27 protein-coding genes are annotated in these 26,127 nt (G+C 67.8%); 9 read left to right on the forward strand and 18 right to left on the reverse strand.

From position 1 onward, the window contains the following. Positions 1-5: 5 nt before the first annotated feature. Positions 6-644 (reverse strand): MBL fold metallo-hydrolase, encoded by a 639-nt coding sequence (locus OCU_RS28095; RefSeq protein WP_009951939.1) that lies wholly within the window; start codon positions 642-644, stop codon positions 6-8. On the opposite strand from OCU_RS28095, the gene OCU_RS28100 reads away from it, so the two are divergent. The 3 genes from OCU_RS28100 to purQ all read left to right on the forward strand — a co-directional run bounded on the left by OCU_RS28100 (position 621) and on the right by purQ (position 2,327). Next, on the forward strand, positions 621-1,355 hold the full coding sequence (locus OCU_RS28100; RefSeq protein WP_193375130.1) for an ATPase: 735 nt from the start codon (positions 621-623) through the stop codon (positions 1,353-1,355). The genes OCU_RS28095 and OCU_RS28100 overlap by 24 nt on opposite strands. 61 nt (positions 1,356-1,416) lie before the next feature. Beyond that, the gene (gene purS / locus OCU_RS28105) at positions 1,417-1,656 is read left to right on the forward strand and encodes a phosphoribosylformylglycinamidine synthase subunit PurS (protein WP_008263864.1); all 240 of its coding nucleotides are present in this window, start codon (positions 1,417-1,419) and stop codon (positions 1,654-1,656) included. Further along, entirely contained in the window at positions 1,653-2,327 is a 675-nt protein-coding gene (gene purQ, locus OCU_RS28110; RefSeq protein WP_009951937.1) for a phosphoribosylformylglycinamidine synthase subunit PurQ, read from the forward strand. The genes purS and purQ overlap by 4 nt, the downstream gene beginning before the upstream one ends. Here the strand turns inward: purQ and OCU_RS28115 are convergent. Both OCU_RS28115 and OCU_RS28120 read right to left on the reverse strand, forming a co-directional pair. Then, a complete protein-coding gene (locus tag OCU_RS28115; protein ID WP_014379087.1) occupies positions 2,294-3,709 on the reverse strand; it encodes a wax ester/triacylglycerol synthase family O-acyltransferase in 1,416 nt (471 codons plus the stop codon). The genes purQ and OCU_RS28115 overlap by 34 nt on opposite strands. Before the next feature lie 81 nt (positions 3,710-3,790). Beyond that, positions 3,791-4,606: a lysophospholipid acyltransferase family protein gene (locus tag OCU_RS28120; RefSeq protein ID WP_009951935.1), complete on the reverse strand. Its 816-nt coding sequence runs from the start codon at positions 4,604-4,606 to the stop codon at positions 3,791-3,793. Positions 4,607-4,753: 147 nt separating this feature from the next. Here OCU_RS28120 and OCU_RS28125 point away from each other — a divergent pair, with 147 nt between their 5' ends. Beyond that, a complete protein-coding gene (locus OCU_RS28125; RefSeq protein WP_014379088.1) occupies positions 4,754-5,836 on the forward strand; it encodes an NAD-dependent epimerase/dehydratase family protein in 1,083 nt (360 codons plus the stop codon). 12 nt (positions 5,837-5,848) lie between these two features. On the opposite strand, the gene OCU_RS28130 is transcribed toward OCU_RS28125, so the two are convergent. The 10 genes from OCU_RS28130 to OCU_RS28175 form a co-directional block, all read right to left on the reverse strand. Beyond that, complete coding sequence (locus tag OCU_RS28130; protein ID WP_014379089.1) at positions 5,849-6,316, reverse strand: YbjN domain-containing protein; 468 nt, start codon at positions 6,314-6,316, stop codon at positions 5,849-5,851. A gap of 98 nt (positions 6,317-6,414) precedes the next feature. Next, positions 6,415-6,882, reverse strand: a complete 468-nt coding sequence (locus tag OCU_RS28135) for a cupin domain-containing protein (RefSeq protein WP_014379090.1) — start codon at positions 6,880-6,882, stop codon at positions 6,415-6,417. A gap of 3 nt (positions 6,883-6,885) precedes the next feature. Continuing rightward, on the reverse strand, positions 6,886-8,340 hold the full coding sequence (locus OCU_RS28140; protein WP_014379091.1) for a dihydrolipoyl dehydrogenase family protein: 1,455 nt from the start codon (positions 8,338-8,340) through the stop codon (positions 6,886-6,888). After that, on the reverse strand, positions 8,327-9,034 hold the full coding sequence (locus OCU_RS28145; RefSeq protein ID WP_014379092.1) for a haloacid dehalogenase type II: 708 nt from the start codon (positions 9,032-9,034) through the stop codon (positions 8,327-8,329). Before OCU_RS28145 ends, OCU_RS28140 begins: the two co-directional genes overlap by 14 nt. A 1-nt stretch (position 9,035) precedes the next feature. Then, positions 9,036-9,578 carry a TMEM175 family protein gene (locus OCU_RS28150; RefSeq protein WP_009951929.1) on the reverse strand — a complete coding sequence of 181 codons (543 nt, stop codon included), beginning with the start codon at positions 9,576-9,578 and terminating at the stop codon, positions 9,036-9,038. A gap of 60 nt (positions 9,579-9,638) precedes the next feature. Further along, on the reverse strand, positions 9,639-10,064 hold the full coding sequence (locus tag OCU_RS28155; protein ID WP_009951927.1) for a VOC family protein: 426 nt from the start codon (positions 10,062-10,064) through the stop codon (positions 9,639-9,641). Positions 10,065-10,066: 2 nt separating this feature from the next. Beyond that, positions 10,067-10,948, reverse strand: coding sequence for a DUF427 domain-containing protein (locus OCU_RS28160; protein WP_014379093.1), 882 nt, complete (start codon positions 10,946-10,948; stop codon positions 10,067-10,069). A gap of 54 nt (positions 10,949-11,002) precedes the next feature. Then, entirely contained in the window at positions 11,003-12,049 is a 1,047-nt protein-coding gene (locus OCU_RS28165) for a zinc-binding dehydrogenase (protein WP_009951925.1), read from the reverse strand. A 115-nt stretch (positions 12,050-12,164) separates the two neighbouring features. Beyond that, on the reverse strand, positions 12,165-13,550 hold the full coding sequence (locus OCU_RS28170; RefSeq protein WP_014379094.1) for a TetR/AcrR family transcriptional regulator: 1,386 nt from the start codon (positions 13,548-13,550) through the stop codon (positions 12,165-12,167). 97 nt (positions 13,551-13,647) lie between these two features. Next, the gene (locus OCU_RS28175) at positions 13,648-14,517 is read right to left on the reverse strand and encodes an alpha/beta fold hydrolase (RefSeq protein ID WP_014379096.1); all 870 of its coding nucleotides are present in this window, start codon (positions 14,515-14,517) and stop codon (positions 13,648-13,650) included. 237 nt (positions 14,518-14,754) lie between these two features. On the opposite strand from OCU_RS28175, the gene OCU_RS28180 reads away from it, so the two are divergent. Then, a complete protein-coding gene (locus OCU_RS28180) occupies positions 14,755-16,461 on the forward strand; it encodes an MOSC and FAD-binding oxidoreductase domain-containing protein (RefSeq protein ID WP_014379097.1) in 1,707 nt (568 codons plus the stop codon). 22 nt (positions 16,462-16,483) lie between these two features. Here OCU_RS28180 and OCU_RS28185 read toward each other — a convergent pair whose 3' ends face one another. Together OCU_RS28185 and OCU_RS28190 are read right to left on the reverse strand one after the other, a co-directional pair. After that, the gene (locus tag OCU_RS28185) at positions 16,484-17,281 is read right to left on the reverse strand and encodes a family 1 encapsulin nanocompartment shell protein (protein ID WP_009951922.1); all 798 of its coding nucleotides are present in this window, start codon (positions 17,279-17,281) and stop codon (positions 16,484-16,486) included. After that, on the reverse strand, positions 17,278-18,291 hold the full coding sequence (locus OCU_RS28190) for a Dyp-type peroxidase (protein ID WP_009951920.1): 1,014 nt from the start codon (positions 18,289-18,291) through the stop codon (positions 17,278-17,280). Before OCU_RS28190 ends, OCU_RS28185 begins: the two co-directional genes overlap by 4 nt. 165 nt (positions 18,292-18,456) lie before the next feature. Between OCU_RS28190 and OCU_RS28195 the strand changes: the two genes are divergently transcribed. After that, positions 18,457-19,767: a M18 family aminopeptidase gene (locus tag OCU_RS28195; RefSeq protein ID WP_029383871.1), complete on the forward strand. Its 1,311-nt coding sequence runs from the start codon at positions 18,457-18,459 to the stop codon at positions 19,765-19,767. 4 nt (positions 19,768-19,771) lie between these two features. Here OCU_RS28195 and OCU_RS28200 read toward each other — a convergent pair whose 3' ends face one another. Then, positions 19,772-20,386: a TetR/AcrR family transcriptional regulator gene (locus OCU_RS28200; RefSeq protein ID WP_009951918.1), complete on the reverse strand. Its 615-nt coding sequence runs from the start codon at positions 20,384-20,386 to the stop codon at positions 19,772-19,774. Positions 20,387-20,536: 150 nt separating this feature from the next. Between OCU_RS28200 and OCU_RS28205 the strand changes: the two genes are divergently transcribed. Next, entirely contained in the window at positions 20,537-21,610 is a 1,074-nt protein-coding gene (locus OCU_RS28205; protein ID WP_009951917.1) for a phosphotransferase, read from the forward strand. On the opposite strand, the gene OCU_RS28210 is transcribed toward OCU_RS28205, so the two are convergent. Beyond that, a complete protein-coding gene (locus OCU_RS28210) occupies positions 21,607-21,828 on the reverse strand; it encodes a hypothetical protein (RefSeq protein WP_008263898.1) in 222 nt (73 codons plus the stop codon). The two genes, OCU_RS28205 and OCU_RS28210, sit on opposite strands and share 4 nt — an antisense overlap. A gap of 101 nt (positions 21,829-21,929) precedes the next feature. On the opposite strand from OCU_RS28210, the gene purL reads away from it, so the two are divergent. Continuing rightward, entirely contained in the window at positions 21,930-24,251 is a 2,322-nt protein-coding gene (purL, locus tag OCU_RS28215; RefSeq protein WP_085977660.1) for a phosphoribosylformylglycinamidine synthase subunit PurL, read from the forward strand. Positions 24,252-24,270: 19 nt separating this feature from the next. After that, complete coding sequence (locus OCU_RS28220) at positions 24,271-24,909, forward strand: Rv0804 family intramembrane glutamic endopeptidase (RefSeq protein ID WP_193375131.1); 639 nt, start codon at positions 24,271-24,273, stop codon at positions 24,907-24,909. On the opposite strand, the gene OCU_RS28225 is transcribed toward OCU_RS28220, so the two are convergent. Next, entirely contained in the window at positions 24,899-26,113 is a 1,215-nt protein-coding gene (locus OCU_RS28225; RefSeq protein ID WP_014379100.1) for an MCE family protein, read from the reverse strand. The genes OCU_RS28220 and OCU_RS28225 overlap by 11 nt on opposite strands. Positions 26,114-26,127: the final 14 nt, after the last annotated feature.

Genomic DNA, 26,127 nt, shown 5'->3' on the forward strand with positions numbered 1-26,127 from the left:
TCGCGCTAGAAGGTGACGGCGTCCTCTTCGGGCAGCACCTGGAAGTCGGTGCTGGTCATCTCGGTGAGCCGGCCGTAGTAGATGCCACGCGCATCGGGGGCGATGATCCCCTGGTGGATGGGGACGGCGCGCGCTGGTGCCACCGCGCGAAGGTAATCGACCGCTTCCGAAACCTTCATCCACGGGGCCGCCGCCGGGGTGGCCAAAACGTCCACCGGCTCGTCGGGCACGAACAGAGCGTCGCCGGGATGCATCAACCGGGCGGGATGCTCGCCGTCGCCGATGAGAAACGAAATGTTCTCGATCACAGGGATTTCCGGGTGGATGACGGCGTGCTTTCCCCCCAAGGCCCGCACGGTCAGCTCACCGATCTGCAGTTCGTCGCCGACGTGTACCTCGCGGCAGGGCGCGCCGAGTTGCGCGGCGGTCTGTGGGTCGGCATACAGCGCGACATCCGGGTTACCCTCGAGCAGTGCCGGCAACCGTTTCCCGTCGACGTGGTCGGGGTGCTGATGAGTGATCAAGATGGCGGTTAAGCCGGTGATTCCCTCGAAACCGTGGGCGAAGGTACCGGGATCAAACAGCACGCGTGTCTGGTCGAACTCGGCGAGTAGGCACGAATGACCGAAATGCGTCAGTTGCATATCTACGATTGTGCCTTGATGGACAAGCTGCCGCTGCGCGTGATCCTGGCCACGATGCTGGTCGCCGGCGCCCTCGCGGTCGCGCTGGTCGTCGTCATCCCTGCGCACGGTGAGCCCGAGACCTGCCCCGCCATGTGCGACCGGATCCCCAACACCGCGTGGATCGATCAGCGTGCCGTGCCGCTGGACGCGGTGTACCACTGGCCCGCGCTCGCCGGTCAGGCGGTCCAGACGACGGGCTCGGCGCCCGGCCCCCGGTTTCGGTTCGAGGAGCTGTGCGCCACGCCGGCCACCGCTCGGGACCCCCGCGACTCGGCGGTCTCCGCCCGTTCGACGGTGCAGCATCCGGACGGTCAGTGGCAGTTGCAGGCCCAAATCCTGCATTGGCGCGGTGATACGGCCCGCGGTGGCGAGATCGCGGCCGAGGCGTTCCGTCGCGCCGTCGCCGCGTTGCGGAGTTGCCAGCAGCGTGCGCCGCAGCAATCGCCGTCGTTGACCAGCGACGACACCAACCGCATGGCCGCCGTGATCAGCGGCCCGGTGGTGATGCACACCTACCTTTTCGCCCACCCGGCCAGCAGCACGGTCAGCGAGGTCACGCTCTGGTCGACGTCCCCGCCGCAGGCGCCCTGGCCGGCGATGGCCGACGACCCGGTGCTGGGCGCCATGGGCGCGCCGCTGTGTGAAGCCTACATTGCCTCGTGCCCGTGAGGGCGAGCTGCGGTTTCGCCGGTAGAGTTGGCGGCGAAACGCCAACTGAGGAGGAGCGCCGGTGGCCCGGGTGATCGTGAGCGTGATGCCCAAAGCGGAGATTCTGGACCCGCAGGGTCAGGCGATCGTCGGCGCGCTGGGCCGCCTCGGTCACCCGGGGATATCAGATGTCCGGCAGGGCAAGAGGTTTGAGCTCGAAGTGGACGACAGCGTGGACGACTCGGCGCTCGCCGAGATCGCCGAATCGCTGTTGGCGAACACCGTGATCGAGGACTGGACGATCAGCCGGGAGACGACGTGACCGCACGCATCGGGATCATCACGTTTCCCGGCACGCTCGACGACGTGGACGCCGCCCGGGCGGCCCGGCGCGTCGGCGCGGAGCCGGTCAACCTGTGGCACGCCGACGCCGATTTGAAAAGCGTCGACGCCGTGGTGGTTCCGGGCGGCTTCTCCTACGGTGACTACCTGCGGGCGGGGGCGATCGCCAGGTTTGCCCCGGTTATGACCGAAGTGGTGGACGCCGCGCGGCGCGGGATGCCGGTCTTGGGTATCTGCAACGGTTTTCAAGTGCTCTGCGAGGCCGGCCTGCTGCCCGGTGCCCTGACCCGCAACGTGGGTTTGCATTTCATCTGCCGTGACGTGTGGCTGCGGGTGGCGTCGACGTCGACGGCGTGGACGTCGCGTTTCGAACCGGACGCCGATCTGCTGGTGCCGCTGAAGTCCGGCGAGGGCCGCTACGTGGCGCCCGCCGAGGTGCTCGAGGAGCTCGAGGGCGACGGGCGGGTGGTGTTCCGGTACCACGAGAACGCCAACGGTTCGCAACATGACATCGCCGGCGTCAGCTCCGCCGACGGCCGCGTGGTGGGCCTGATGCCGCATCCCGAGCATGCCATCGAGGCGCTGACCGGGCCCTCCGACGACGGCTTGGGCCTGTTCTACTCGGTGCTGGACGGGGTCCTCGCCGGCTGATCGGAAATGCCTGCGGCACAGCATAATTCGTCGAAGGCCGCGCTGATGGCGTCCGTCGCCTCATGCGCGTCGTCGAACGTCTGATCGTCGGTCAGCACCGCGACGCCGAGCCGGTCGACGTAGCTCCACACGGTGATGTTGACCGGGGCGCCGGGCGAGAGCACACCCGTGGAATAGATCTCGCTGACGGCCGCGCCGCCGAAGTGGCCCCGTTCGCGCGGTCCGACCACGCTGGATACGGCGACGTTCATCAGCTTGTTGGGCATGTCGCGCAGACCCAGCCAGCGAAATGCCGCCGGGGCGAAGGCGGTCGGCAGGTAGGCCATCATCTTCCCGTACAGCTGCGGGCCGAGGATCTCGTGGTCTTCCTTGGCGATCCGGGTGGCCACCGAGATCAGCCGGGCCCGTTCGATCGGGTCGTCGACATGCACCGGCAGCGAAATCATCAGCCCGCTGATCTCGTTGCCGGTGATCCGGTCCGACTTGTCGGTGGCGGTCGGCACCGACGCGATGATCGGGCGGTCGGCCGCGCCGTCGTAGGCCAGCAAGAGCGTTCGCAACCCGCCGGCCGCCGTCGCCAGCACCAGATCGGTCATGGTGATGCCCAACGCTTTTGCCGTCGCCTTGGCCTGCGGCAGCGGTAACGACGTGCTGGCGAACCAGCGCCGGGGTGAGACCACATGGTTGAGAAACGTCGGGGGCGCGTCAAAAGCATCGGCGAGATCGGGGTGGTCTCCGCGCTCGCGGGAGCGACGCCGCACCCGCATCAGCCCCACGGCCGCGTCTTTGAGCAGCCGTGGCAGTTGCGCGAGTTGCCGGACGTGGTCGCGCGCGGCGGCGCGCAGCAGGTCGGCATCGGAAACCGTGACACCGGCTTCGTCGTTGTCGCGCTCGTCGGTGAGCCCGTCCCGCAGATCCATCGCGCGCGCCAGGAGGTTGACCGACGCGACACCGTCGGCCAACGCGTGGTGCACCTTGCCGATCAAGGCGAACCGGCCGTCGGCCAGTCCCTCGGCGAAGTGAAATTCCCACAGCGGCCGGGTGCGGTCCAACGGGGTCGACGCCACCTCGCCGATGACCCGATCGAGCTCTCGCCGCCCGCCCGGCGCGGGCACCCGGACGCGACGGAGGTGATAGTCCAGGTCGACCTCACAGTTTTCCTGCCACATCGGGTGATGCAGGTGCCACGGGATGTCAACGAGCTTGTAGCGCAACGGTTCCAGCAGGTGAAGCCGCCGGCGCACGTGGCGGCGGAACGCGTCGAACCCGAACTCGCCGTCGCAGTCGGCCGGGTCGATGATCGCCACCTTCAGCGTGTGCGTGTGCAGGTTGGGCGTCTCGCTGTAGAGCAGCATGGCGTCCATGCCGTTGAGTCTTTTCACACGTCACCTCGCCCTGCCGACGCGACCAGGCCAACAACTATGCCGCAGGGCGCCGGCCGCCGGCGCGGATTGGCGGCATCCTCAGCCGAGGATCGGAAACCGGCGCTGCTCGGCCAACCGCTTCAGCGCGTCCTCCATGACGGCGCGGACATGGGCGTCGACCTCGTCGATGTCGGGGTCCTCACCGAAGCGCGCGGTGACGTCGATCGGCTCGAGCACCTCGGTGACGACCTTTGCCGGCAGCGGCAGGTTGGGCGGGAAGATCACGCTGAGCCCGAACGGGAACCCGACGCTGACCGGCAGGATGTCCATGCGGGCCTTCGTTAGCCCCAGCTTGCGGGCCAGCCAGTTGCCCCGGGTCAAAAACAGCTGGGTCTCCTGGGCGCCGATCGACACTGTCGGCACGATCGGCACGCCGGCTTCGATCGCCGTTCGCACGTAGCCGGTGCGCCCGTTGAAGTCGATGGTGTTGGCGCTGAACGTCGGGCGGTACGAGTCGTAGTCGCCGCCGGGAAACACCAGCACCACCGCGCCCGAATGCAGGGCGGCGGCGGCGTTTTCGCGGCTGGCCTCGATCACCCCGAGGCGGCGCAGCCAGCCGTCCAAGGGCCCCATGAAGATCCCGTAATGGCCGAGCGTGTAGACGGGGCGGTCGTAGCCGAACCTTTCGTAGAAGGCCGGGGAAAAGATCAACACGTCCGGTGTCAGCATGCCGCCGGAGTGGTTGGAGACCACCAGCGCCCCACCGGACGGCGGGACGTTGTCGATGTTTCGCACCTCGGCCCGGTAATACCGTTTGATGGCCGGCCCGAGCGCGTTGGCGACCCGTTCGGTGAAGGCCGGATCCCATTTGGCGGTCTCGTGATTGTCCGCCGCGCCCGCACCGCTGCCCTTCATGGCTCCCCGCTGTCGTGATCGTGCCATTTGCTATTGGTTGCCGGTGTGACGCCGGTCTCAAACCTCAGGCCATGGATGACATATGATACTTTCGAATTTGGAGAATGTCATATTCGTTTGCTGGGGGCGACCCGGCGCTGGGGGATCATGTCCGAGAAGGTTCTTGTCACCGGGGGTTTCGGGCTCGTCGGCTCACAAACGGTGCGTCGGCTGGTCGCCGACGGCCACCGCGTGGTCGCGACGGATCTGGGCACCCCCACCCAGCGCAAGGCGGCGAGGACGCTGCCCGACGGCGTCGAGGCGCACTGGGCCGATCTGACCGACCCGGGCCATGTCGACCGCCTGCTCGCCGCGACCTCACCCACCGCCATCGTCCACCTGGCCGCGGTGATCCCGCCCGGGATCTACCGCAGTCCCGCCCTCGGGCGCCGCGTCAACGTCGACGCGACCCTCACGCTGCTGCGCGCCGCGCAGGCCCGGCCGCACCCGGTGCGGTTCATCCAGGCGTCGAGCAACGCCGTGTACGGGGCGCGTAACCCGCACCGCAGCGCCGAGCTGTTGCGCGCCGATTCCCCGATGAACCCGGCTGATCTCTACGGCGCGCACAAAGCCGAAGCGGAACAGCACATCCGGTCCTCGAACCTCGAATGGGTGATCTTGCGCCTGGGCGGGGTGATAAGCGTCGACCCGGAGGCCATGCCGTTCAGCGTTGACGCACTGTTCTTCGAAAGCGCCCTGCCGGCGGACGGGCGCATCCACACCGTCGATGTGCGTGACGTCGCCCGTGCGTTCGCCGCGGCGACCACGGCCGACGTCGTCGGTGAGACCCTGCTGATCGCCGGCGACGAGTCGCACCGGATTCGGCAGGGCGAGGTCGGCAAGGCGCTGGCCGCCGCCCGGGGTCTCGTCGACGTCCTGCCCGGGGGACGTCCGGGTGATCCCGACAGCGACGACGGCTGGTTCGTCACCGACTGGATGGATACCGCTCGCTCCCAACAAGTCCTGCAATTCCAGCACCACTCGTGGCCGGACATGCTCGACGAGATGCGCGCGACGGCGGGGTGGCGGCGCTACCCGATGCGGTTGATCTCGCCGCTGGCGCGGCGGTTTCTCAAAAGCCGTGCGGCCTACCGGGATACGCCCGGACGCTACGCCGATCCGTGGGGTGCCATCCGGGCGAAGCTGGGTGAGCCGCGCCCCGATGCCCCGGGTGCCGCGAGCGGCCCCTAGACCGGGCGTGCGTCAGCCGGCGTGACGCAGCAAGGACCGCTCGGCGGACGGCAGGCCGGCGGCGGGGTCCAGCTCCTCGAAGAGCTCGGTGGCGTCCGCGATCGTCAGGTCGACGAGGGACGCGAATTCGGCGAAGGACACTTTGCTTCGGATCCATTGCGACTTGCGGGCCACCACGCCGATGCGCTGCGGATCGCATGAGCCGTGCACGATCGCGGTGACGTGGCGGTCCTGGCGGTTCCACGTGTCGGCGAAGTGCGTCAGCCAGGGGCGGTCGACGGCCGGAAAGTAGCACCCGGGAGTGACCCGGATGATCAACACGTCGTCGTGCGCGGGCGAGATCTCGAAATGAACGTGCAGCCGTCGCGGAGCGCCGGTGACGAAGAAGTGTTCGCCGTCGCGGTGCCCGCGAAAGTATTGCCGTCCGCGGGTGCGCAAATAGCGTTCGACAAGGTTCGCGCACATCTGCTCGTTCGTCATAGACGTATCGTGTCGCCGGCGACTTTGCGGACGCTGGGAGCCAAGCGATGTGGCGCCGAAGAATCTGTTGAGAATTCGCTGAGTGGCCCGCTGCCCGTTTATCGAGGCCCGTCGAGCGGATACAGGGCGGGAAGATTGATCACGATCGCTTCCTGGGTGCTGCGGGCGATCACGACCTCGGCCGCGGTATCGGGGTCGGGGTTTTCTTCCCGGTGCGGAAGATACGGCGGAATGAAGACGTAGTCACCGGGTTCGGTGGCAATACGTACCTCTTGGGTGCCGTCGTGAAACACGAACTCCGGGTGGCCGCTTCGCACATAGATCGCGGTCTCCGAGTCACCGTGGTGATGGTTGTCCGAGGCGGATTTCGGCGACGCGTGCGTCTCACCCATCCAGAGCTTTTCCGCTCCGACCGACGCGCCCGATAGGGCGGCGAAGCGCCGCAGCCCCTCCGACTGTGTGGTGTCCGAGCTGATCTCGGACGCCTTGATGTGGCGCACTCGGTTGCGGGCGACCGGTGCGGCCGTGTCGTCGAAGTCGGGATGGAATCCGTCGGAGGTGGCCATGGGTCAATTATCGTCCCGGCCATCCCGATACGCTTCGAGCAATCTCAGCCACAGCTCGCTGATCGTCGGGAAGCACGGCACGGCGTGCCACAAGCGGTCGACGGTCACGTGGCCGGCGACGGCGATGGTCGCCGAGTGCAACAGCTCGGTCACGCCGGGGCCGACCATGGTGACGCCCAGCAGCCGCCCGCTCTCCTGGTCGACCACCATTCGTGCGCGGCCGGTATAACCGTCGGCGTAGAGTTTCGCCCCCATCACCACGTCCCCGATCTCGATATCGACGGCTCGGACCCGGTAGCCGGCGTCCCGGGCTTGTTGGCTTGTCAGTCCGACCGCGGCCGCTTCGGGATCGGTGAAGAAGGCTTGTGGCACCGCGTAGTGGTCTGCGGTGGTCGCGTGTGCACCCCACGCGCTGGTGTCCAACGGTCTTCCGGTTGCGCGTGCTCCGATGGCCGCGCCGGCGATGCGGCCCTGATACTTGCCTTGATGCGTGAGCAGGGCGCGGTGGTTGACGTCGCCGGCGGCGTAGAGCCAGCCGTCCTCGACCGCGCCGCGCACGAGGCAGGTGTCGTCCACCTCGAGCCAGCTGCCCGGCTCCAATCCCACTGTGTCCAAGCCGATATCGTCGGTCAGCGGTGCCCGACCGGTGGCGAACAGCACCTCAGTCACGGTCAGCTCGCTGCCATCGTCCAATTCGAGGACCACGCTCGTGTCGTCCTGGCGCCGCAGCGCGCGCACCGTGACACCTACCCGCACATCGACGCCGGCGTCGCTGAGCCCGCGGGCGATCAGCTCGCCCACGAACGGTTCCATGCGGGGTAACAACCTCGACCCCCGCGACAGGAGCGTCACTTGGGAGCCCAATCCCTGCCAGGCCGTAGCCATTTCGACACCCACGCCGCCGGCGCCCACGACGGCCAGCCGCTCCGGGACCGCGCTGCTGTCGGTGGCGCGCCGGTTGGTCCACGGCTTGGCCTCTGCCATTCCGGGCAAATCGGGCAGGGCGGGACGGCTTCCGGTGCACACGACCACCGCATGCCGCGCGGTGAGCCCGACACGCTCGTCGCCGGTGGTGACGACGACTCGCCGGGGGCCGTCCAACCTTCCATGACCGCGTACCAACGTCGCGCCGATTCCGCTCACCCAATCGGCCTGGCCGCTGTCATCCCAGTCGGTCACATACCGGTTGCGGCGGCCGAAGACACCGTCGGCGCTGATGGATCCGGTGATCGCTTCCCGAGCACCGTCGACGCGTCGCGCGTCGGCGAGGGCAATGACGGGACGCAGCAACGCTTTACTGGGCACGCACGCCCAGTAGGAGCACTCGCCCCCGACGAGTTCGCGTTCGATAATGGCGACGCGCAGGCCCGCGGCGCGGGCGCGTTCGGCGGCGTTCTGCCCGATCGGTCCGGCGCCGAGCACGATGACGTCGAAGTCTCGTTCGCTAGCTATTGCCACTCTTGGCGATCCCTTCGGTTTGGGTTAGGCGCTCGGCCAGCTCGCGAAGGTTGCCGGCGACGATGTTCGGCTGCGGCAGGCTGCGGACCGGTAACGGCGCGTTGCCGCGCCGGGTGATCAGAGCCGCACTGAACCCGACGCTCTGCGCGCCGAGGGTGTCCCACACGTGTGCGGCCACCATCATGCAATCACCGGGTGTCACACGGAGCTCGTCGCACACGTACCGATAGACGGCGGGCGACGGTTTGAAGGCGCGGCGGGCATCGACGCTCAGTTGGCGCTCGAAAAAGCCGGCCAGCCCCGAATTCTGTAGCGCCGTCGGGCCGTCCGGGTTGGGTGGGGAGTTCGTCAGGGTTACCAACCGAAAACCGTTGTCGCGCAATGTGGCGAGGCCCTCGGCGGCATCGGGGTGTGCCGGCATGGTGAGCAACCCGGTCGTCAGGCGATCGAGGTGGTCATCGGTGACGTCCACCCGGTGGACGTCACCCAGCATGCGCAGCACCGCCTGAGCGAGAACGGGGAACGGCACGTACTTGCCGGCCAGTGTGATGGTCATCGAGTACTGAATGAGCTGACCGAACCACTCGCGCAGCACGCGTTCGTCGCCGAACAAGTCCGCGAAAAGCGGTGCGAGGGACTCGATGTCGATCAGCGTCTCGTTGACATCGAAAACGAGGACGGAGGGTGTCGTCATGCTAGGGCTCGACCTTTTTAACGTTGGGCACATCCGGCCGCAGATACCCCGCCAGACACATGCAAATCAATACCATTCCGACGGCCGGCCACCACAATGCGACGACTGCCGCCGCCGCGAAGACGCCGATCGTGATGAACGACCGCATGCGTAGCAGTCGGCGCACTCGCTGGGTGAGGTCCTCGTGGGCGGGCCGATCGACCACTTCCTGGCACAGCGCCAAGTAGGTGATGTTGACGAGCACGAACACCGAGGCATACAGAACCACCGGTGCGGCGGCCAGCCTGCTGTCGGCGATCCACTCGGTGGTGATCGGAATCAGCGACACCGAGAACAAGTGCGCAAAGTTCGACCACACCAATCGTGGCGTCGCCACTTGCGCGTAGCCGAACAGGTGGTGGTGATTCACCCAGACGATGGCGATGAACACGTAGCTGACCACATAGCTCAGTCCGGTGGGCCATTCCGGTAATAACGCGTTGAAGGTGTAGGACTTCGGCGGCTTGAGCTCGAGGACGAGGATCGTGATGAGGACCGCAAACACTCCGTCTGAGAATGCGCCCACCCGGTCTGGACTCGTTTTCCGCGCGGCCACGACGCCTCCTCAACCCCGCTGGTGGTTTCGTTCCTGCAAGACCCAGGCGTTCCCGTCGGGATCGCGAAAGTCGGCGAAGCTCGCGTAGTCACCGCGATCGGGGTCGGTACCCGGGAGGAACCCGCCTCTCCAGCCGCCGTCGGTGTCCTTGTGGCGGATCTCGCCGACGGTTACGCCGCGACCGATCAACTCGGCGCGGCAGGCTTCGATGTCCGGGACCACGAGGTATAGGCCCCGCACCGAGCCGGCCGGCGCGTCGGTCAATCCCACGCCGAATTGGATTGAGGCGTGCGATCCCTCGGGCGTCAATTGGATGACCCGGAACCCGGGCGCGGGCGCGTAATCGACATCGAGGGCGAAGCCGACCTGGTCGCGGTAAAACCGTAGTGACCGGTCGGGATCGGCGACGGGCAGGATGACGACTTCGATGGACATCCTCATGACGTGCCCCTTACCGGATTCCTTCCTAAGACCTCGTCGGTGTCCAACCCGCGGTCGACACCGTGCGGGATGACGGTTTGGCCTGGTTCCAGCCGAAGTTGCTTGCCGTCGAGGTACACATTGATTTTGTCCGGTTCGAAGGACACCAGGTTGCGGACGCGCGACACTTCGGTCCACGCATCGACGTAAGACCACGCTGCGTGCTGGTGGCCGCCGATGTCATAGTACGAGCAGATTCCTTTGTATGGGCAAAAGGTCTGGATAGCAACGGGTTTGAGGGCGGACTCGTCGATATCGTCGCGCTCGACGTACCATCTGGGCGCGAAGCCGGATTCATACAGGGCCACGGGTCGGTGAGTCTCGGCGATCACGCGCTCTCCATCGCGGACGACGAGATGCCGTGCCGTGGAACGGATGTCGATGCGGTGGTAAGCGTCCGCGGCGTGCCCGACGATCCGTTCCTCTTCTTCATAGAAGGCATCCATGGCGCGCCAGGCAAAAGCCACCCGGCCCTGCAGGACCGTCGCATGCGCGGGCAGACCGGTATGTTCCCAGGCGCTGTGGGCGGCCTCCCGCCCCGGTGCCTTGACGGTGAACCACTGCGTGTCGCCGAGGTCGCGGTGCTGCGTCACCCGATCCTCGGCGGTCAACGTCCCCACTTCGATATCCCCTGACGGAAAGTAGGCCACCGGGTAACGGCCGGGCTCGTGTAACAGGAGCACGTCCTCGCTGTCGGCGATCCACCGTTCCGCGAAGCGCACCCGCATCCGACGGCGCAACGGCTCGGCAAAGAGCAGCCGCGACGGCATCGGCTGCTCGGTGAGGAAGTGCCCGATCGACCCGGTTGCCAGCGGGCCCTGCTGCCATGCCAGTCCCATGTGGACACCTACCTTTCCTGAATCCCCCGCGTGCCACGGTGTTTCGACAACACGTCACTCCAGCACGACGACCATCTTGCCGCCGGCCTCTCCGGCCTCCATCAGCCGGTGCGCCTCATGAATCTGGTCGAAGGAGAAGACCCGAGACGGTTTCGCCTCCAGCGTGCCGTCGGCGACCTGTCCGGCGATGTCCCCCAGCGGGACGTCGGACAGCGGGAAGCCAGGCGTGCCAAAGACGAAGCTGCCGAAGAAGTTCCAGTTCACACCGGATGCCATGCGCAACAGCGGGTTGAAATCCCCGATGGGCTCCAGCCCGCCCAGCCAACCGGCCAGGCAGGCCGTGCCGCCGCGGCGCAGCATGTCCAGGGAGTCGAGGATGGTGCTGTTGCCGACGAGATCGAGGACGGCGTCGATCCGGCCGCTCTCGGGAAGGTGGCCTGCCAGGTCGCGCCGCTCCAGCTCGATTCGCGACGCGCCCAATTGCTCGAGCATCGCGAAGCGTCCCCTGCTGCGCGCGGTCGCGATGACTCGTGCGCCGGCGGCCACCGCCATCTTGAGTGCGGCCTGCCCCAGGGACGACGTGGCCCCGCGTAATACCAGTGTCTGCCCGGCCTTCAGATCCAGATTGCGGAAGAGGCATGTCCAGGCCACCGCGAACGTTTCGGGCAATGCCGCCAACGCCGCCCACGACAGCTCGGAGTCGATGAGGGCGACGTTGGCCGCGCGCACGCGCGTGTATTGCGCATAGCTGCCGTTGATGGTTCGGCCGAGGCCACCCATCAGCGCGGCCACCTTGGCGCCGACCGGGAACTCACCGCCCGGGCACGAGTCCACGATGCCGACGCATTCGATGCCGCTCACCTCCGCGGCCTCGGCCCACTCGCCCCGACGCATGTGCATCTCGGCGTGGTTGATCCCGAAGCCCTTCACCGCAATGACGACTTCGCCGTCTTTCGGCAGCGGCTTGGGGAGGTCGTCGTAAACCAGGTTGTCCAGCCCGCCGAATCCCTTCAGGATGATCGCCCGCATGGTTTCCCCGCCGGGGCGCTCGCGCACGACGGCCGGTGCGGTGGGCAGCTCTGGTGAATCCGTGACGGACATGGACTGCCTCTTTCGACATCGTTGGCAGCGCGATACGCCGGTGCCTGCCGCACAATAATGGGCCAACTGACCCAGTATTATGTTCGAACGTTTCCGCCATGTCCAGGGCGGGCGGTCAGGAGTTGCGCTGACCGCGAGGCGCGCGGGGTCCGCCCTTGCGCGGCGAAACCGCGAACGAACGCACATAGTCGACGGCGGCGGTGACGGCGGCCCGCAGTGGCTGCGGATCGCCGGTGGCGTGCGTGAGCAGTGCGCCACCCTGGTGCGCGGCAACCAGTGGCACCGCCAGGTGGCGCGGATCGGCGTCGGGGCGCAGGTCGCCACGGTCACACATCGCCTGCAGGCCCGTGCGGAACAGTTCGATCCATTGGTCGTATCCGGCGGCCAGGTCGTCGTGGATTTCGTCGTCGGCCTCGATCAGCTCGCCCGCCAAGGACCCATAGACGCAGCCTCCGACCCGGTACACCGGATCGATGTCGGAGACGCAGGCATCGGCCCACGCCTGCAGCGCATCGAGGCTGTCGAGCGCGGCGAACTTCGCTTGAGTGTGGAAGTCCCGCACATTGTTTCGGCGTACGTCGACGACGTGCCGGGTCAGGTCGCGCTTGTCGTGGAAGTAGTGGGAGATCTGGGATCCGCCGACTTCGGCGGCGCGCCGCACCTGGTCGATGCTGGTGTTGGCGACGCCGCGCTCGAACATCAGCCGGGCCGCGGCCTCGATGATGCGCGCGCGGGTCGCCAGACCCTTGTGGGTGTACCGCGGCGAGGGATGTTCAGTCACCTGGTGGCCTTGGGCGCGGACGGATCCGCCGGCTTTGCGCGGGCGGCGGCTCCGCGCCCGGCGCGGGGGCCGCCGCGGAATCCGTTCGGCACTGTCGGTGGCGAACATCCGCAAGTAGTTCACCGCGAAACGAATCGCATCGGCGTGCGGCCATTCCTCTTGGTAGGTGAAGGCCAAGATTCCGCCTCCTTGATGCGCGGTGATGATCACCAACGCCAGCTGCCGTGGGTCGGCATCCGCAACCAGCAGCCCGTCGTCTTTCATCCGCTGGATTGCCTTCTCCACCAAATCGATCCACCGGCGGTAGCCGGCCGCCAACGCGTCGCGCGTGGCATCGTCCGACTTGGCGAGCTGGCCGGCCAGCGCGTGATAGGTGGGGGTGCCGACGTATCCGATGCGCCGCAGGTAGCGCATGTTCATCTCGATCCATTTTTCGAAGTCGTCGAACGTACTCAGGCCTCGAAGCGTGGGTTGGCGGTGAAAGTCCAAGACGACGCCGATTTGGCGTCGGATCACCGCGCGAATCAGCGCGCCCTTGTCGGCGAAGTAGTGGGCGAGCTGCGAGCCGCTGACCGAGGCGGCGCGCCGCACGTTCTCCATGTTGGCCGCGGACAGGCCGTCGGTGACGATCAACTGCGCCGCCGCTTGCACGATTCGGTCGCGGGTGGCACGCCCCTTGGCGGTCAACCGTTGTTCGTCACGAACATCGGGATGGGCCATCGCGTCAGGCTAACCCGTGGGTGCCCCCGTTTATGGGATCTCCAACCCAGACGGCGGGATCGTCACGGTCGGTTGCCGCGCGCCCGGCGGCCGGGCGTCACGCCCCGAGCTGCTTGGCGAGGAAGTTCCGGATCAGGGGAATGACGTCATCGAGCGCGGACTCCAACAGAAAGTGCCCGCCGTCGAGCAGGTGGATCTCGGCGTCGGGCAGGTCGTCGGCGAAGGCCTCGGCCCCGGCCGGTCCGAAAATTTCGTCGCCGCGACCCCAGACCGCCAGCAACGGCACCCGGCTGGCCCGGAAGTACTCGTGTAAGCGCGGATACAGGGGCGCGTTGGTGGCATAGTCGCGAAACAGCTTGAGCTGCACCAAGTCATTGCCGGGCCGGGAGAGCAGCGCGTAGTCGTGATGCCACGACTCGGGATCGACCAGGGTCTCGTCGGCCACGCCGGTCACGTACTGCCACCGGGTGGCGTCCAGCGTGAGGAACTGGCGCACCGGGGCCTCGGTGTCCGCGGTGGGCTCACGCTGGTAGGCCTGTACGACCTTCCAGAAGCTCTCGACGAATCCCGCGTCATACCCGTTGCCGTTCTGGGTGATGATCGCGGTGATCGCCGACGGGTCGCGCAGCGCCAGCCGCCAGCCGATCGGCGCGCCGTAGTCCTGGACGTACATGGCGTACCTGTCGACGCCGAGGGTTCGCAACAGGCCCGCCGTGAGGTCGGTCAGCGCGTCGAAGGTGTAATCGAACTCCTCGACGGGCGGCGCGTCGGACAGCCCGAATCCGAGATGGTCCGGCGCGATGACGTGGTAGCGGTCCGCCAGGGCCGGTATCAGACCGCGAAACATGTAGGAGCTGGTGGGAAACCCGTGCAGCAACAGCGCCGTGGGAGCCCTCGGGTCGCCGGCTTCCCGGTAGAAGAGTCGGTGGCCGTCGACCGTGGCGTATCGATGATGAACAGCCGGCATGACATTCCTCCTCAGCCAACGCTTTTCGCACGCGAGCGCCGCGACCGCGTTCGGTAGACATCGACAGACCAGCTCGACGTATTTTTGGGTTGTATGACCCAGTATGCACCAAAACGGAACCGGGCAACAGCCCCGTGCGGCCGAAGTGTTGCCGTGCGGATCGCGCTGCCATATTCTGGGCCAACCATCCCAGTTGGGGGTGACTGGTGCCATGGCGAGCCGGTTCGAGGTGACACGGTGGGCAAGCTTGTTTCGGTGAACGTGGGTATGCCCAAGAACGTCCGATGGCGAGACAAAACGGTCTACACCGGCATCTGGAAGACCCCGGTGCAGGGGCCGGTCATGGTGCGTCGACTCAACGTCGACGGCGACGGGCAGGGTGACCTCGCCGGCCATGGCGGGGAACAACGGGCCGTGATGGTGTACCAGAGCGAGTCCTACGACTTTTGGAAGACGTACCTGGGCCGCACCGACCTGCGGCCCGGGCATTTCGGCGAAAACTTCACCGTCACCGGGCTCGCCGACAACGAGGTGTGCATCGGTGACCGTTATCGCATCGGCGACGCCGAATTCGAGGTCACTCAACCGCGAGTCACGTGCTTTCGGGTCGGTCTTCGCCTCGACGAGCCCGACATGCCCAATCTGCTTGTCTCCCAGCACCGTCCGGGTTTCTATTTCCGGGTCATCACCGAAGGCCGGGTGCGGGCCGGGGACGACATCGTGCGGACCCGCCGCGGCCGCCACCGGCTCAGCGTCGCCGAGGTCGACGCGTTGCTCTACCTGCCGGACCGCAACGTCGAGCGGCTGCGCGAGGCCGTCGATGTTCCGGGGCTGAGCCCGGGATGGCAGCAGTCTTTTCGTGACATGCTGGCCGCACCCGATGGTGCGGCCGCGGCCTCGCCCATCCCGGTCGAACCCGGATGGAAGGGGTTCCGAAACCTACGGGTTGTCGAGACGCGTCGGGAGAGCCCGCAAGTGCTCTCGATTCGGCTGCAGGCCGACGACTCCGACCCGCTGCCGCCCGCGCTACCGGGTCAGTACCTCACGGTGAAGATTCCCGGGGCCGGTGAGCCGGCGCCGTTGCGCAGCTATTCCCTGTCGGGCGATCCGTCGGCCGGGTACTACCGCATCAGCGTCAAGCGGGAGGATCACGGACTGGTCAGCGGCTGGCTGCACACCCACATCCGGCCGGGGATGGTGATAACGGCGGCCGCCCCGCGCGGCGACTTCTGCCTCACCGAGGACCGGCGCCCCGTCGTGCTCTTTTCCGCCGGAATCGGGGCGACGCCGGTGCTGGCGATGTTGCATGCACTCGCGGGGGCGGGCAGCGAGCGAGACATCTGGTGGGTGCACGCCGCTCGCAATCGCCAAACCCAGCCCTTTGCCGCGGAAGTCGCAACGCTGATCGAGTCGTTGCCTCACGCCCGTCAGCAGGTTTTTTACTCCGAAACGCAGGGACGGCTGAACCGTGATGCCATCGCGGGATTGGGATTGCCGACCGATGGCGTCGTTTACCTCTGCGGGCCAACGCAATTCATGGCGGACATCCGCGAATACCTGGTCGGCATCGGATTCGACCCCGCGTTGATCCACAGCGAACTATTTGGTGCGCTGCCCGCGATCAACCCCGGCGTCGTCGAAACGGGACCGCACAGGCCGCCCCATCAGCCCGCCGGGCCGCCGGGCACGGGGCCGTCGATCACGTTCGCGCGCAGCGGGTTGACGGCCCACTGGTCGCCGGACTACGGCAGCATCCTCGGGCTCGCCGAAGCCTGCGATGTGCCCACCCGCTTCTCCTGCCGGAGCGGCGTCTGTCATGTGTGCGTCACCGGGGTCGTCGCCGGGACGACCACCTACGTCCAGCGGCCGCTGGAGCCACCGGCCGACGGGTCTGTGCTGATCTGCTCGGCGGCTCCCGAAACCGATGTGGTGCTTGACCTTTAGCGACAGAGCGAGGGGTGTGTTGCTACGCGGTCAGCGGGACGGATGCCTCCGCCGTGTAGCACAGGAAGGTGAGCGTCTCCTGCAGATACAGCTGCACGGTGTCCGCGTCGTGGCTGGTGTAGCCGATCGTGACGTCGGTCCCGAGCTGCAGGTCGAAATCGCCGCCGCGGGTGGTCAGCACGAAGGCGCCGTCGATGGCCGGGGCCCAGATGATGTCTCCGGGAACCAGCCGGTCGATGTGTTCGAGGATCGGATATCCATGTTGGGTCGTCTCGCTGACCTTCGTGTAGACGTCGGCGGACAGCAGTACCGAGTACGGGCCGTCGACGCCGGCCAGGCGGAGCTCGGAGATCGCCTGGGTGATGACGTCGGGAATCTCGCTGGGGTCCGCCGGCAGCGTCAGCGTCTTGTTGGAGCTGGCGGAACGGATGCCTTCGATCGACGCCGCGGCATAGCCCTCGAAGATCGCCCGGTCTTCCACGAACGCGAGCTTCTTCGCCGCCGCCTTGACCGGGTCCCAGTCGGAGTCGTTGGCGCCGCGCTCGACGTTGTCGATCTCGTAGCGCGACAGGGTGAACGGAACGCGAAGCCGCACAAGCGGTTTGCTCTCACGCAGGTGCGCCTCCACGCCCTCGGTGGGTGACGCCACGTTGGCCAGCCGTCCGGTGCTGACGGCGGCGGCGACGGGACCGCCGGGCTCGCTGACGTCGACGACCCGGCGCCCGGCGATGTGGCGCTTGAATGTCCGGGTCGCCTCCAATTCGATTTCTTTCCAGGCGGCTTCGGTGACCGGTGCCAGGTCGCGGTAGAGGTTGTTCATGAAGTGGTTCCTTTCAGGCTGCCGATCGAAAGTGAGCCGTCCTGTGCAACAGACGTTTCCGCCGCCGCCGGCGTTGCGGGCAGGGGCGGGGGATCATCGAGAAAGTCGACGGTGGGGGAGAAGAACAACCCGCCGGTGATGGCGGTGGAGAAGTCGAGGATGCGGTCGGTGTTGCCGGGCGGGTCGCCGAGGAACATGTTGCGCAGCATCTGTTCGGTGACTCGCGGTGTGCGCGAATAGCCGATGAAGTACGTGCCGTACTCGCCCTTGCCGAGCTCGCCGAATGGCATGTTGTGCCGGACGATTTTCAGTTCGGTGCCGTCGTCGTCGGTGATGACGTTGAGGGCGATGTGGGAGTCATCCGGCTTGACGTCGTCGTCGAGTTCGATGTCCTCGAGCTTGGTGCGGCCGATCACTCGCTCCTGTTCGGTGACCGAGATCGCGTTCCACGCGGACATGTCGTGCACGTATTTCTGGACGTGCACATAGCAGGAGCCGGCGAAGTCGGGGTCCTCGTCGCCGATCGCGGTGGCGCTGACGGCAAGTGGGCCGTCCGGGTTCTCGGTGCCGTCGACGAACCCGAGCAAGTCGCGGTTGTCGAAATACCGGAAGCCGTGCACCTCGTCGACGACGGTGACCCCGCCGGCCATCGATTTCAAGATCCGGTCGGCCAGTTCGAAACAGACGTCCAGACTCTCGGCCCGGATGTGGAACAACAGGTCCCCGGGCGTGGCGGGAGCGTTGTGACGCGGGCCGTTCAGTTCGATGAACCGGTGCAGTTCGGCGGGACGCGGCCCGGAAAACAAGCGGTCCCAGGCGTCCGAGCCGATCGAGGCGATCGCCGACAACCGCTTCTGCGGCTCGCGGAAACCGATCGCGCGCACCAGTCCGGATACGTCCTGCAGCGCGTCGTGGACGGTTGCCTCTCCACCGTCGTCGATGGTCACCACGAGGAAGATCGCCGCGGGCGTCAGCGGCGCGAGGACGGGTTGCGGCTGGACGGGGGGCACTCTGGTGACCCTAGCGTGGCGACGGTGAGCGCCGGAAGCGGCGCGAGCAAGGAGCGCGCAATCGACCCTAGCGTGGCGACGGTGAGCGCCGGAAGCGGCGCGAGCAAGGAGCGCGCAATCGACCCTAGCGTGAACGCCGCGGGCTCGGACAGCCATGATGTCAACATGTCCGGCGGGCCTCGAAACCAGACGAAGTCCTCGGCGAGCGCACAAGGACTCTGCGAGTTCATCGACGCGTCGCCGTCGCCGTTTCACGTCTGCGCCACGGTGGCCGCCCGGCTGAACGCCGCCGGGTACACCGAACTGAGCGAGGCCCAACGCTGGCCGTCGGTGCCCGGGCGCTACTTCACGGTGCGGGCGGGTTCGCTGGTCGCCTGGAATTCGGCGGGAGCCGATGGGCCGTTCCGGATCGTCGGAGCGCACACCGACAGCCCCAACCTCAGGGTCAAGCAGCACCCCGATCGGGTGGTCGCCGGCTGGCGGGTGGTGGCGCTCGAGCCGTACGGGGGCGCGTGGCTCAACTCCTGGCTGGACCGCGATCTGGGAATCAGCGGGCGCCTGTCGGTGCGGGCGAAGGATCAAAGCACCGGGATCGCGCACCGCCTGATCCGGATCGACGAGCCGATCCTTCGCGTGCCGCAGCTGGCCATCCACCTGGCCGAGGATCGCAAGTCGCTGACGCTGGACCCACAGCGACACCTCAACGCGGTGTGGGGCGTCGGCGAGACGGCGCGGTCCTTCGTCGATTATGTCGCCGAGCGCGCCGAAGTGGCGCCCACCGACGTGCTGGCCGCAGACCTGATGACGCACGACCTGACTCCCTCGACGGTGATCGGCGCCTCGGACAACGGGATCGCGGACCTGCTGAGCGCGCCCCGGCTGGACAACCAGGCCAGCTGCTACGCGGGACTGGAAGCGCTGCTGGCATGGGAGCAGGGCGCGGGCTACCTGCCGGTGTTGGTGCTCTTTGATCACGAGGAGGTCGGCTCGTCCTCGGACCACGGCGCGCAATCGGACTTGTTGGGCACCGTCCTGGAACGAATTGTGCTGGCGGCGGGCGGCACCCGGGAGGACTACCTGCGCCGGCTGCCCGCGTCGCTGCTGGCCTCCGCGGACATGGCGCATGCCACCCACCCCAATTACCCGGAGCGGCACGAGCCCGGCCACCCGATCGCCGTCAACGCGGGGCCGGTGCTCAAGGTGCACCCGAACCTGCGCTACGCCACCGACGGCCGCACCGCCGCGGCCTTCGCGCTGGCCTGTCGGCAGGCCGGGGTGCCGTTGCAGCGCTACGAGCACCGGGCCGACCTGCCGTGCGGATCGACGATCGGGCCGTTGACCTCTGCGCGCACCGGCATCCCGACCGTCGACGTCGGCGCCGCGCAGTTGGCGATGCACTCCGCCCGCGAGCTGATGGGCGCGCACGACGTGGCCGCCTATTCGGCGGCGATGCACGCGTTCTTGTCGCCGGCCTGACGGCCTAATCGGGCTTGGTCGTGGCCGCGCCGTGCAGGATCGCGTCGAGCAGCCCATCGAAAGTTCGCGGTCCCTCCGCAGCGAAATCGGTTGCGCCCCCGTGGGTTAACGCGCGAAACAGCATGGTGCCGATCAGCGCCTCGGCGATCGCGTCGAGGTCGGCGGCGGCGCTCAGTTCCTCGTCCCGGACGGCCCGGCGAAGTCGCGTCGTCAACCCGTCCAGCTGGGGCGCGCTGAGCTGCTGGTAGAGATCGTCGCCATCGGCCGGGCGGGCGGCCGCCGCGGCGATGAGCGCCCGCACCAACGCGGCGTTCGACGGCCGCGCCAGGAAGTCGGCGTGCTCGCGCAGCCACGCCTGTAGGTCGGCGCGCAGGTCCCCGGTCTCGGCGACGGGAAATGATCCGGTTCCGCCGTACGCCTCCAGGACGGCCTCGGCGACGAGCGGGGCTTTCGATGGCCAGCGCCGGTAGAGGGTCTTCTTCCCCACGCCGGCGCGCGCCGCGATGCTTTCCATCGACAACTCGGCGTAGCCGCCGGTGGTCAGGAGTTCGCGGGTGGCATCGAGGATCGCGTGATGCAGCCGGGTGTCGCGGGGCCGGCCGGCCCGCTCGTCTGACATGTGGGCCGAGCCTAGGTGCGCCCGGTTGCGGGGGCGAACCGATTCGGGACTGGCGGGCGGGCGTGCGCTCGGGTTACCTTCACCGGGACAAGTGTAGGAAACGATACGTGTCGTTTCTATGCCGGTGATCCGTGACGAAGGAGTCCACCCATGAATGCCCCCGCGTTGTCGGTGCCCACGACCTGGGATGACATCTCGCCGCAGTGGATGTCTGCGGCGCTGGCCGCCGCGCATCCCGGCGTCGAGGTGGACACGGTCACCGTGGAGGTTCGCGACGACGGCACCAACCGGCGCGCCCGCCTGGGGGTGACCTACCGCAACGGCAGCGGACCGGCGTCGGTGTTCGTCAAGGCCGCCGACCCCGACCACAAGGAACTGATCCGCATGACCAGCGGCATGTTTCACGAGCCGCGGCTGTTCACCTGCGGGGTCGATCTGCCCCTCGAGCACCCCCGCGTCTACACCGCGTTGATCGACGAGGACGCCTACGACTTCGTGATGGTCATGGAAGACCTCACCGCGCGCGGCGCCGATCCCCGCGACGCCACCAGGCCGATGACCGTCGAGCAGGTCGCCACCGGCGTGCGCGGCCTGGCCCGCATGCACGGACGGTACTGGGGCCAACGGGTTCTGACCGAGCCGGCGCTCGATTGGCTCGAGCCGTTCCTGCCCTGGGACGGCATGGAAATGGCGCCGCTGCCGGCCGCGCTGGAACGCCTCGGCCCGGACGCCCCCGAGCAGGTGACCTCGCTGACCATCGACGCGCTGATCGAATCGATCTGGAAGCCCTACATCAGAACGCTGACCGCGTCGCCGCAGACCCTGCTGCACGGCGATCCGCACATCGGCAACACCTATCTGCTGCCCAGCGACGAGGTGGGGTTCCTCGACTGGCAGGTGGCCCGGCGCGGCAACTGGTCACTCGACCTGGGCTACTTCCTGCAGGGCGCCCTGACCGTCGAGGATCGCCGCCGCAGCGAGCGCGATCTCCTCGAGGAGTACCGCGGTGCGCTCGGCCTGCCGAAAGCGGAGATGCCGAGCCCCGATGAGGTCTGGCTGCGGTACCGGGCCTCGGTGGCGCACGGGCTGACCCTGTGGCTGTGCACCGCCAGCGCCGGGGAGCTCTGGCAGCGCCCCGACATCGCGCTCGCGCTGGCCCAACGGTATTCGTTCGCCTACGCCGACCTGGATACGGCCGCGGCGCTGGCCGAGATCGCCGGCTAGAGGCGCTTGGCCAGCAGCTGTTCCGCCATCTCGGCGCCCTTGCGGCTGTCTGATTGCGCCTTGCGGAACAACTCGGCCACGTCCTTGTCCCCGGCGCGCTCGGCGTCCTGGATGTAGGTCTCTAACCGCAACGCGTTGTCGAGGCACTTCTCGGTGTACCAAATCAGGTTGTAGTTCTTGTCTTTGGTGCCGGTGATGTGTCCGGTTTCAACTGTCATTTCGTACTCCGGTTGATTGATCTTCGGACACTGTGCGGCTACCCGCCGACTACAGGTGCAAACGTTCGTCGCGCCCGGTAGGCGGCGAGAGCGCCTTGCCGATGTCCAGCCCTAGACTGTGTCCCGTGACTGTCTCCGGGACGAGTGCGCGCACCCACGCGATCGACACCGTCGAGCACGCCGCCTCCACCCCCGACGAGCCGCAGCCGTTCGGTGAGCTGGGCCTCAAAGACGACGAATACCAGCGCATTCGCGAGATCCTGGGGCGTCGCCCCACCGACACCGAACTGGCGATGTACTCGGTGATGTGGAGCGAGCACTGCTCGTACAAGTCGTCCAAGGTGCACCTGCGCTACTTCGGCGAGACCACCACCGACGAGATGCGCGCCGGCATGCTGGCCGGAATCGGCGAGAACGCGGGCGTCGTCGACATCGGCGACGGCTGGGCAGTCACCTTCAAGGTGGAATCGCACAACCATCCCTCCTACGTCGAGCCGTACCAGGGCGCGGCCACCGGTGTCGGCGGCATCGTCCGCGACATCATGGCGATGGGCGCGCGGCCGGTCGCGGTGATGGACCAGCTTCGGTTCGGCGCGGCCGACGCGCCGGACACCCGCCGCGTGGTCGACGGCGTGGTCCGCGGCATCGGCGGCTACGGCAACTCGTTGGGTCTGCCCAACATCGGCGGTGAGACCGTCTTCGACGCGTGCTACGCCGGCAACCCGTTGGTGAACGCCATGTGCGTCGGTGTGTTGCGGCAGGAGGACCTCCATCTGGCGTTCGCCTCCGGCGCCGGCAACAAGATCATCCTGTTCGGGGCGCGCACGGGGCTGGACGGCATCGGCGGCGTGTCGGTGCTGGCGTCGGACACCTTCGACGCCGAGAACTCGCGCAAGAAACTGCCGTCGGTCCAGGTGGGCGACCCGTTCATGGAGAAGGTGCTCATCGAGTGCTGCCTCGAGCTGTATGCCGGGCACCTGGTGGTCGGCATACAGGACCTGGGTGGTGCCGGATTATCCTGTGCCACTTCGGAATTAGCGTCGGCTGGCGACGGTGGCATGGCGATCCAGCTCGAGAACGTGCCGCTGCGCACCACCGGCATGACGCCCGCGGAGATCCTGTGCAGCGAGTCCCAGGAGCGGATGTGTGCGGTGGTCACCCCGGAGAACGTCGACGCCTTCCTGGCGGTATGCCGCAAGTGGGACGTGCTGGCCACCGTGATCGGCGAGGTGACCGACGGCGACCGGCTGCGGATCACCTGGCACGGTCAGACCGTGGTCGACGTGCCGCCGCGCACGGTCGCCCACGAGGGCCCCGTCTACCAGCGTCCGGTCGCTCGCCCCGACACCCAGGACGCCCTGAACGCCGACGCCTCGACGCGGCTGCCGCGGCCCGCCACCGGCGACGAGCTGCGCGCGACTTTGCTTGCCCTGCTGGGCAGCCCGCATCTGTGCAGCCGCGCGTTCATCACCGAGCAGTACGACCGGTACGTGCGGGGCAACACCGTGCTGGCCGAGCACGCCGATGGTGGCATGCTCCGCGTCGACGAGGTCACCGGCCGCGGTATCGCGCTGTCGACCGACGCGTCCGGCCGCTACACCAAGCTGGATCCCTACGCCGGCGCCCAACTCGCCCTGGCCGAGGCCTACCGCAACGTCTCCGTCACCGGCGCCACCCCGGTCGCGGTGACCAACTGCCTCAACTTCGGGTCGCCCGAAGACCCCGGCGTGATGTGGCAGTTCTCCCAGGCGGTGCGGGGCCTGGCCGAAGGCTGTGCGGCCCTGGGGATTCCGGTCACCGGCGGCAACGTCAGCTTCTACAACCAGACCGGGTCGACGGCGATCCTGCCCACCCCGGTGGTCGGGGTCCTCGGCGTCATCGACGACGTCGGTCGCCGCATCCCCACCGGCCTGGGCACCGAGCCGGGCGAAACGCTAATGCTGCTGGGCGATACGCGCGACGAGTTCGACGGATCGGTGTGGGCGCAGGTGACCGCCGATCACCTCGGTGGGTTACCGCCCAAGGTCGACCTGGACCGCGAAAGGCTGCTGGCCGAGGTGTTGCGCTCGGCGTCGCGCGACGGCCTGGTGTCCGCGGCGCACGACCTGTCCGAAGGCGGCCTCGCACAAGCCGTCGTCGAGGCCGCCCTGGCCGGTGAAACCGGTTGTCGCATCGTGCTTCCCGAGGGTGCCGATCCGTTCGTGCAGTTGTTCTCCGAGTCGGCCGGCCGCGTGCTGGTGGCAGTGCCGCGCACCGAGGAGAGCCGGTTCCGTTCGATGTGCGAGGCGCGCGGTCTGCCGGCGGTGCGCATCGGCGTCGTCGACCAGGCCTCCGACGAGGTGGAGGTCCAGGGACTGTTCACGGTTTCCCTCGCCGAACTGCGCGAGACCTCCGAGTCGGTGCTGCCGCGGCTCTTCGGATGAGCGCCGGCATCGAATCCTGATGCCTGCCAGGCGTTCTCGTCAAGCTTACGCCCTGTCTTTGGCCGCCGCCCTGGTCGGTTGGAGCTTCGCCGGCCCGCGGCTGCCGGCCCGGTGGCGGGCGGCGCTGCAGGCCGGCCTGGGGGGCGCGCTGGTGCTGGTGACGCGGGCCCCGCTGGGCCTGGGGCCGCCACGGTTGTGGGCCGGGCTGCGGCTGGGGTCGGCGGTCGCGTTCTCGGCGGCGAGCACGGTGGCCGCGACCACCCGCCTGCCACCGGTGCGCCAATCGATGGCCGTCCGGGAACCGCCCGCCTCCGCGCCGGACTGGCTGCTGGTGCGGATACCCGTGGGCACGGTGTGGTCCGAGGAGTCCGCCTTCCGCGCGGCGCTGGCCACCGCCGGCTCCGCGGCGTTCGGCAGACGCGGCGGAAGGGTGCTGCAAGCCATCGCTTTCGGCCTCTCGCACATCCCCGATGCCCGCGCGACCGGTGAGCCCGTGGCGGCCACCGTGCTGGTCACCGGCATCGGCGGTTGGCTGTTCGGTTGGCTGGCCGATCGCACCGGCAGCCTCGCCGCACCGATGCTGGCCCACCTTGCCATCAACGAGGCCGGCGCCATCGCGGTGTTGGCCGCGAGGTCTCGGGGCGCCGTCAGGGGTTGATGGTGTAGTCACCCAGTTGGCGGCCCCACACGAAGTCGACCGCGAGGGGTGAACCGACCTCGAAGTGGTTGTAGGGAGCCATGCTCGCGCCGGTGTCCATGACCAGGAACGGGGCGGGCCACAGTTCTCGCGTGATCTTCTGCCAGCACCCCGGTATCCCGCCCGGTCCGCCGCGGGCGTTGGTTCGGGGCAGGTTCTCCGGCCAGATGTACGGATTGGGTGCACCGGCGATAGCGCCCGAGGCGTGGGCGCCCAGCGAGTACCCGTTGTCGCCGAGCGCGTTGTGGACCCTGGGCGCGACTTCGTCGAAATTGTGGATGGTGCAATAGATTTCGGGGCTGTACTCGTCGAGCAGCTGGCTGCTTCCCACCAAATCCGCGGCACCGCGCGCGAAGTACGGCCCCGCGTGGCCGAGAACATCCGCGCCGGCGTTGCCCAATCCCGCGGCCGCCAGCAGCGCTTGATCCAGATCGCGTTGCTGGCGGTTGAGCGTGCGCGCGGCGGTCACCGCGTGGTCCAGCGCGTCCCATAGGTCGGGGGAGGCGTGCGCATAAGTGTCGCCGAGGGCCGCCAGCTGCGCAATGTCGGTGCGCAGCGCCGGCATCCGGGGGTTCACGTCGTCGAGGATGGCGTTGCCATCGATCAGCGACCGGCCGAGGTTTTCACCCAGTCCGGTCAACGCCTGCGCGGCCGCGCTGAGCGTCAGGTTCACTTTGACCGGGTCGACCTTCTCGGCGATCGAGGTGACCGTTTCGAACAAGGTGTTGAACTCGGTTGTCACCGAAGTCGCATCGATCACGATGGATGGCGTGATCGAATGCGCCGCAGGGTGATTCGGCGCGCTGAGCGCAACGTACTTGTTGCCGAACACCGTGGTCGCTTTGATGTCGGCGGCGACGTTGGCCGGAATCCGCTTGACGTACTTCGGGGTGATGTCCAGCACCACTTTCGCGGCCGGCTTGCCGCGATGGGTGACCTCCGAAAGGCTCGACACGCGGCCGATCTGGACCCCGTTGTAGGTGACCTTGGACCCGGGGTCCATCACCAGCCCCGCCCGCGGGGCCACCATCGTCAATTGCGTAATGGGCGTGAGGTCGCCCCGGAACTGCCCATACAGCAGCAACACGATCAGCGCCATGACCACGATCGTCACCAGGCCGACGGTCTTGTACGGTGGCCGCTCCCGCAAGCGACGGGGCTCCATGGTTTTGAGACCCT

Source organism: Mycobacterium intracellulare ATCC 13950 (assembly GCF_000277125.1).
GTDB classification, from domain to species: domain Bacteria; phylum Actinomycetota; class Actinomycetes; order Mycobacteriales; family Mycobacteriaceae; genus Mycobacterium; species Mycobacterium intracellulare.

Bases quoted from the DNA above. Each gene is read 5' to 3' on its own strand.
- OCU_RS28100 (WP_193375130.1), top strand. From the start codon at position 621: ATGACCGAAATGCGTCAGTTGCATATCTACGATTGTGCCTTGATGGAC.
- OCU_RS28095 (WP_009951939.1), bottom strand. From the start codon at position 644: ATGCAACTGACGCATTTCGGTCATTCGTGCCTACTCGCCGAGTTCGAC.
- OCU_RS28120 (WP_009951935.1), bottom strand. From the start codon at position 4,606: ATGAAGGGCAGCGGTGCGGGCGCGGCGGACAATCACGAGACCGCCAAA.
- OCU_RS28125 (WP_014379088.1), top strand. From the start codon at position 4,754: ATGTCCGAGAAGGTTCTTGTCACCGGGGGTTTCGGGCTCGTCGGCTCA.
- OCU_RS28130 (WP_014379089.1), bottom strand. From the start codon at position 6,316: ATGACGAACGAGCAGATGTGCGCGAACCTTGTCGAACGCTATTTGCGC.
- OCU_RS28135 (WP_014379090.1), bottom strand. From the start codon at position 6,882: ATGGCCACCTCCGACGGATTCCATCCCGACTTCGACGACACGGCCGCA.
- OCU_RS28145 (WP_014379092.1), bottom strand. From the start codon at position 9,034: ATGACGACACCCTCCGTCCTCGTTTTCGATGTCAACGAGACGCTGATC.
- OCU_RS28155 (WP_009951927.1), bottom strand. From the start codon at position 10,064: ATGTCCATCGAAGTCGTCATCCTGCCCGTCGCCGATCCCGACCGGTCA.
- OCU_RS28160 (WP_014379093.1), bottom strand. From the start codon at position 10,948: ATGGGACTGGCATGGCAGCAGGGCCCGCTGGCAACCGGGTCGATCGGG.
- OCU_RS28165 (WP_009951925.1), bottom strand. From the start codon at position 12,049: ATGTCCGTCACGGATTCACCAGAGCTGCCCACCGCACCGGCCGTCGTG.
- OCU_RS28170 (WP_014379094.1), bottom strand. From the start codon at position 13,550: ATGGCCCATCCCGATGTTCGTGACGAACAACGGTTGACCGCCAAGGGG.
- OCU_RS28175 (WP_014379096.1), bottom strand. From the start codon at position 14,517: ATGCCGGCTGTTCATCATCGATACGCCACGGTCGACGGCCACCGACTC.
- OCU_RS28185 (WP_009951922.1), bottom strand. From the start codon at position 17,281: ATGAACAACCTCTACCGCGACCTGGCACCGGTCACCGAAGCCGCCTGG.
- OCU_RS28195 (WP_029383871.1), top strand. From the start codon at position 18,457: ATGTCCGGCGGGCCTCGAAACCAGACGAAGTCCTCGGCGAGCGCACAA.
- OCU_RS28200 (WP_009951918.1), bottom strand. From the start codon at position 20,386: ATGTCAGACGAGCGGGCCGGCCGGCCCCGCGACACCCGGCTGCATCAC.
- OCU_RS28205 (WP_009951917.1), top strand. From the start codon at position 20,537: ATGAATGCCCCCGCGTTGTCGGTGCCCACGACCTGGGATGACATCTCG.
- OCU_RS28210 (WP_008263898.1), bottom strand. From the start codon at position 21,828: ATGACAGTTGAAACCGGACACATCACCGGCACCAAAGACAAGAACTAC.
- purL (WP_085977660.1), top strand. From the start codon at position 21,930: ATGTCCAGCCCTAGACTGTGTCCCGTGACTGTCTCCGGGACGAGTGCG.
- OCU_RS28220 (WP_193375131.1), top strand. From the start codon at position 24,271: ATGCCTGCCAGGCGTTCTCGTCAAGCTTACGCCCTGTCTTTGGCCGCC.
- OCU_RS28225 (WP_014379100.1), bottom strand. From the start codon at position 26,113: ATGGAGCCCCGTCGCTTGCGGGAGCGGCCACCGTACAAGACCGTCGGC.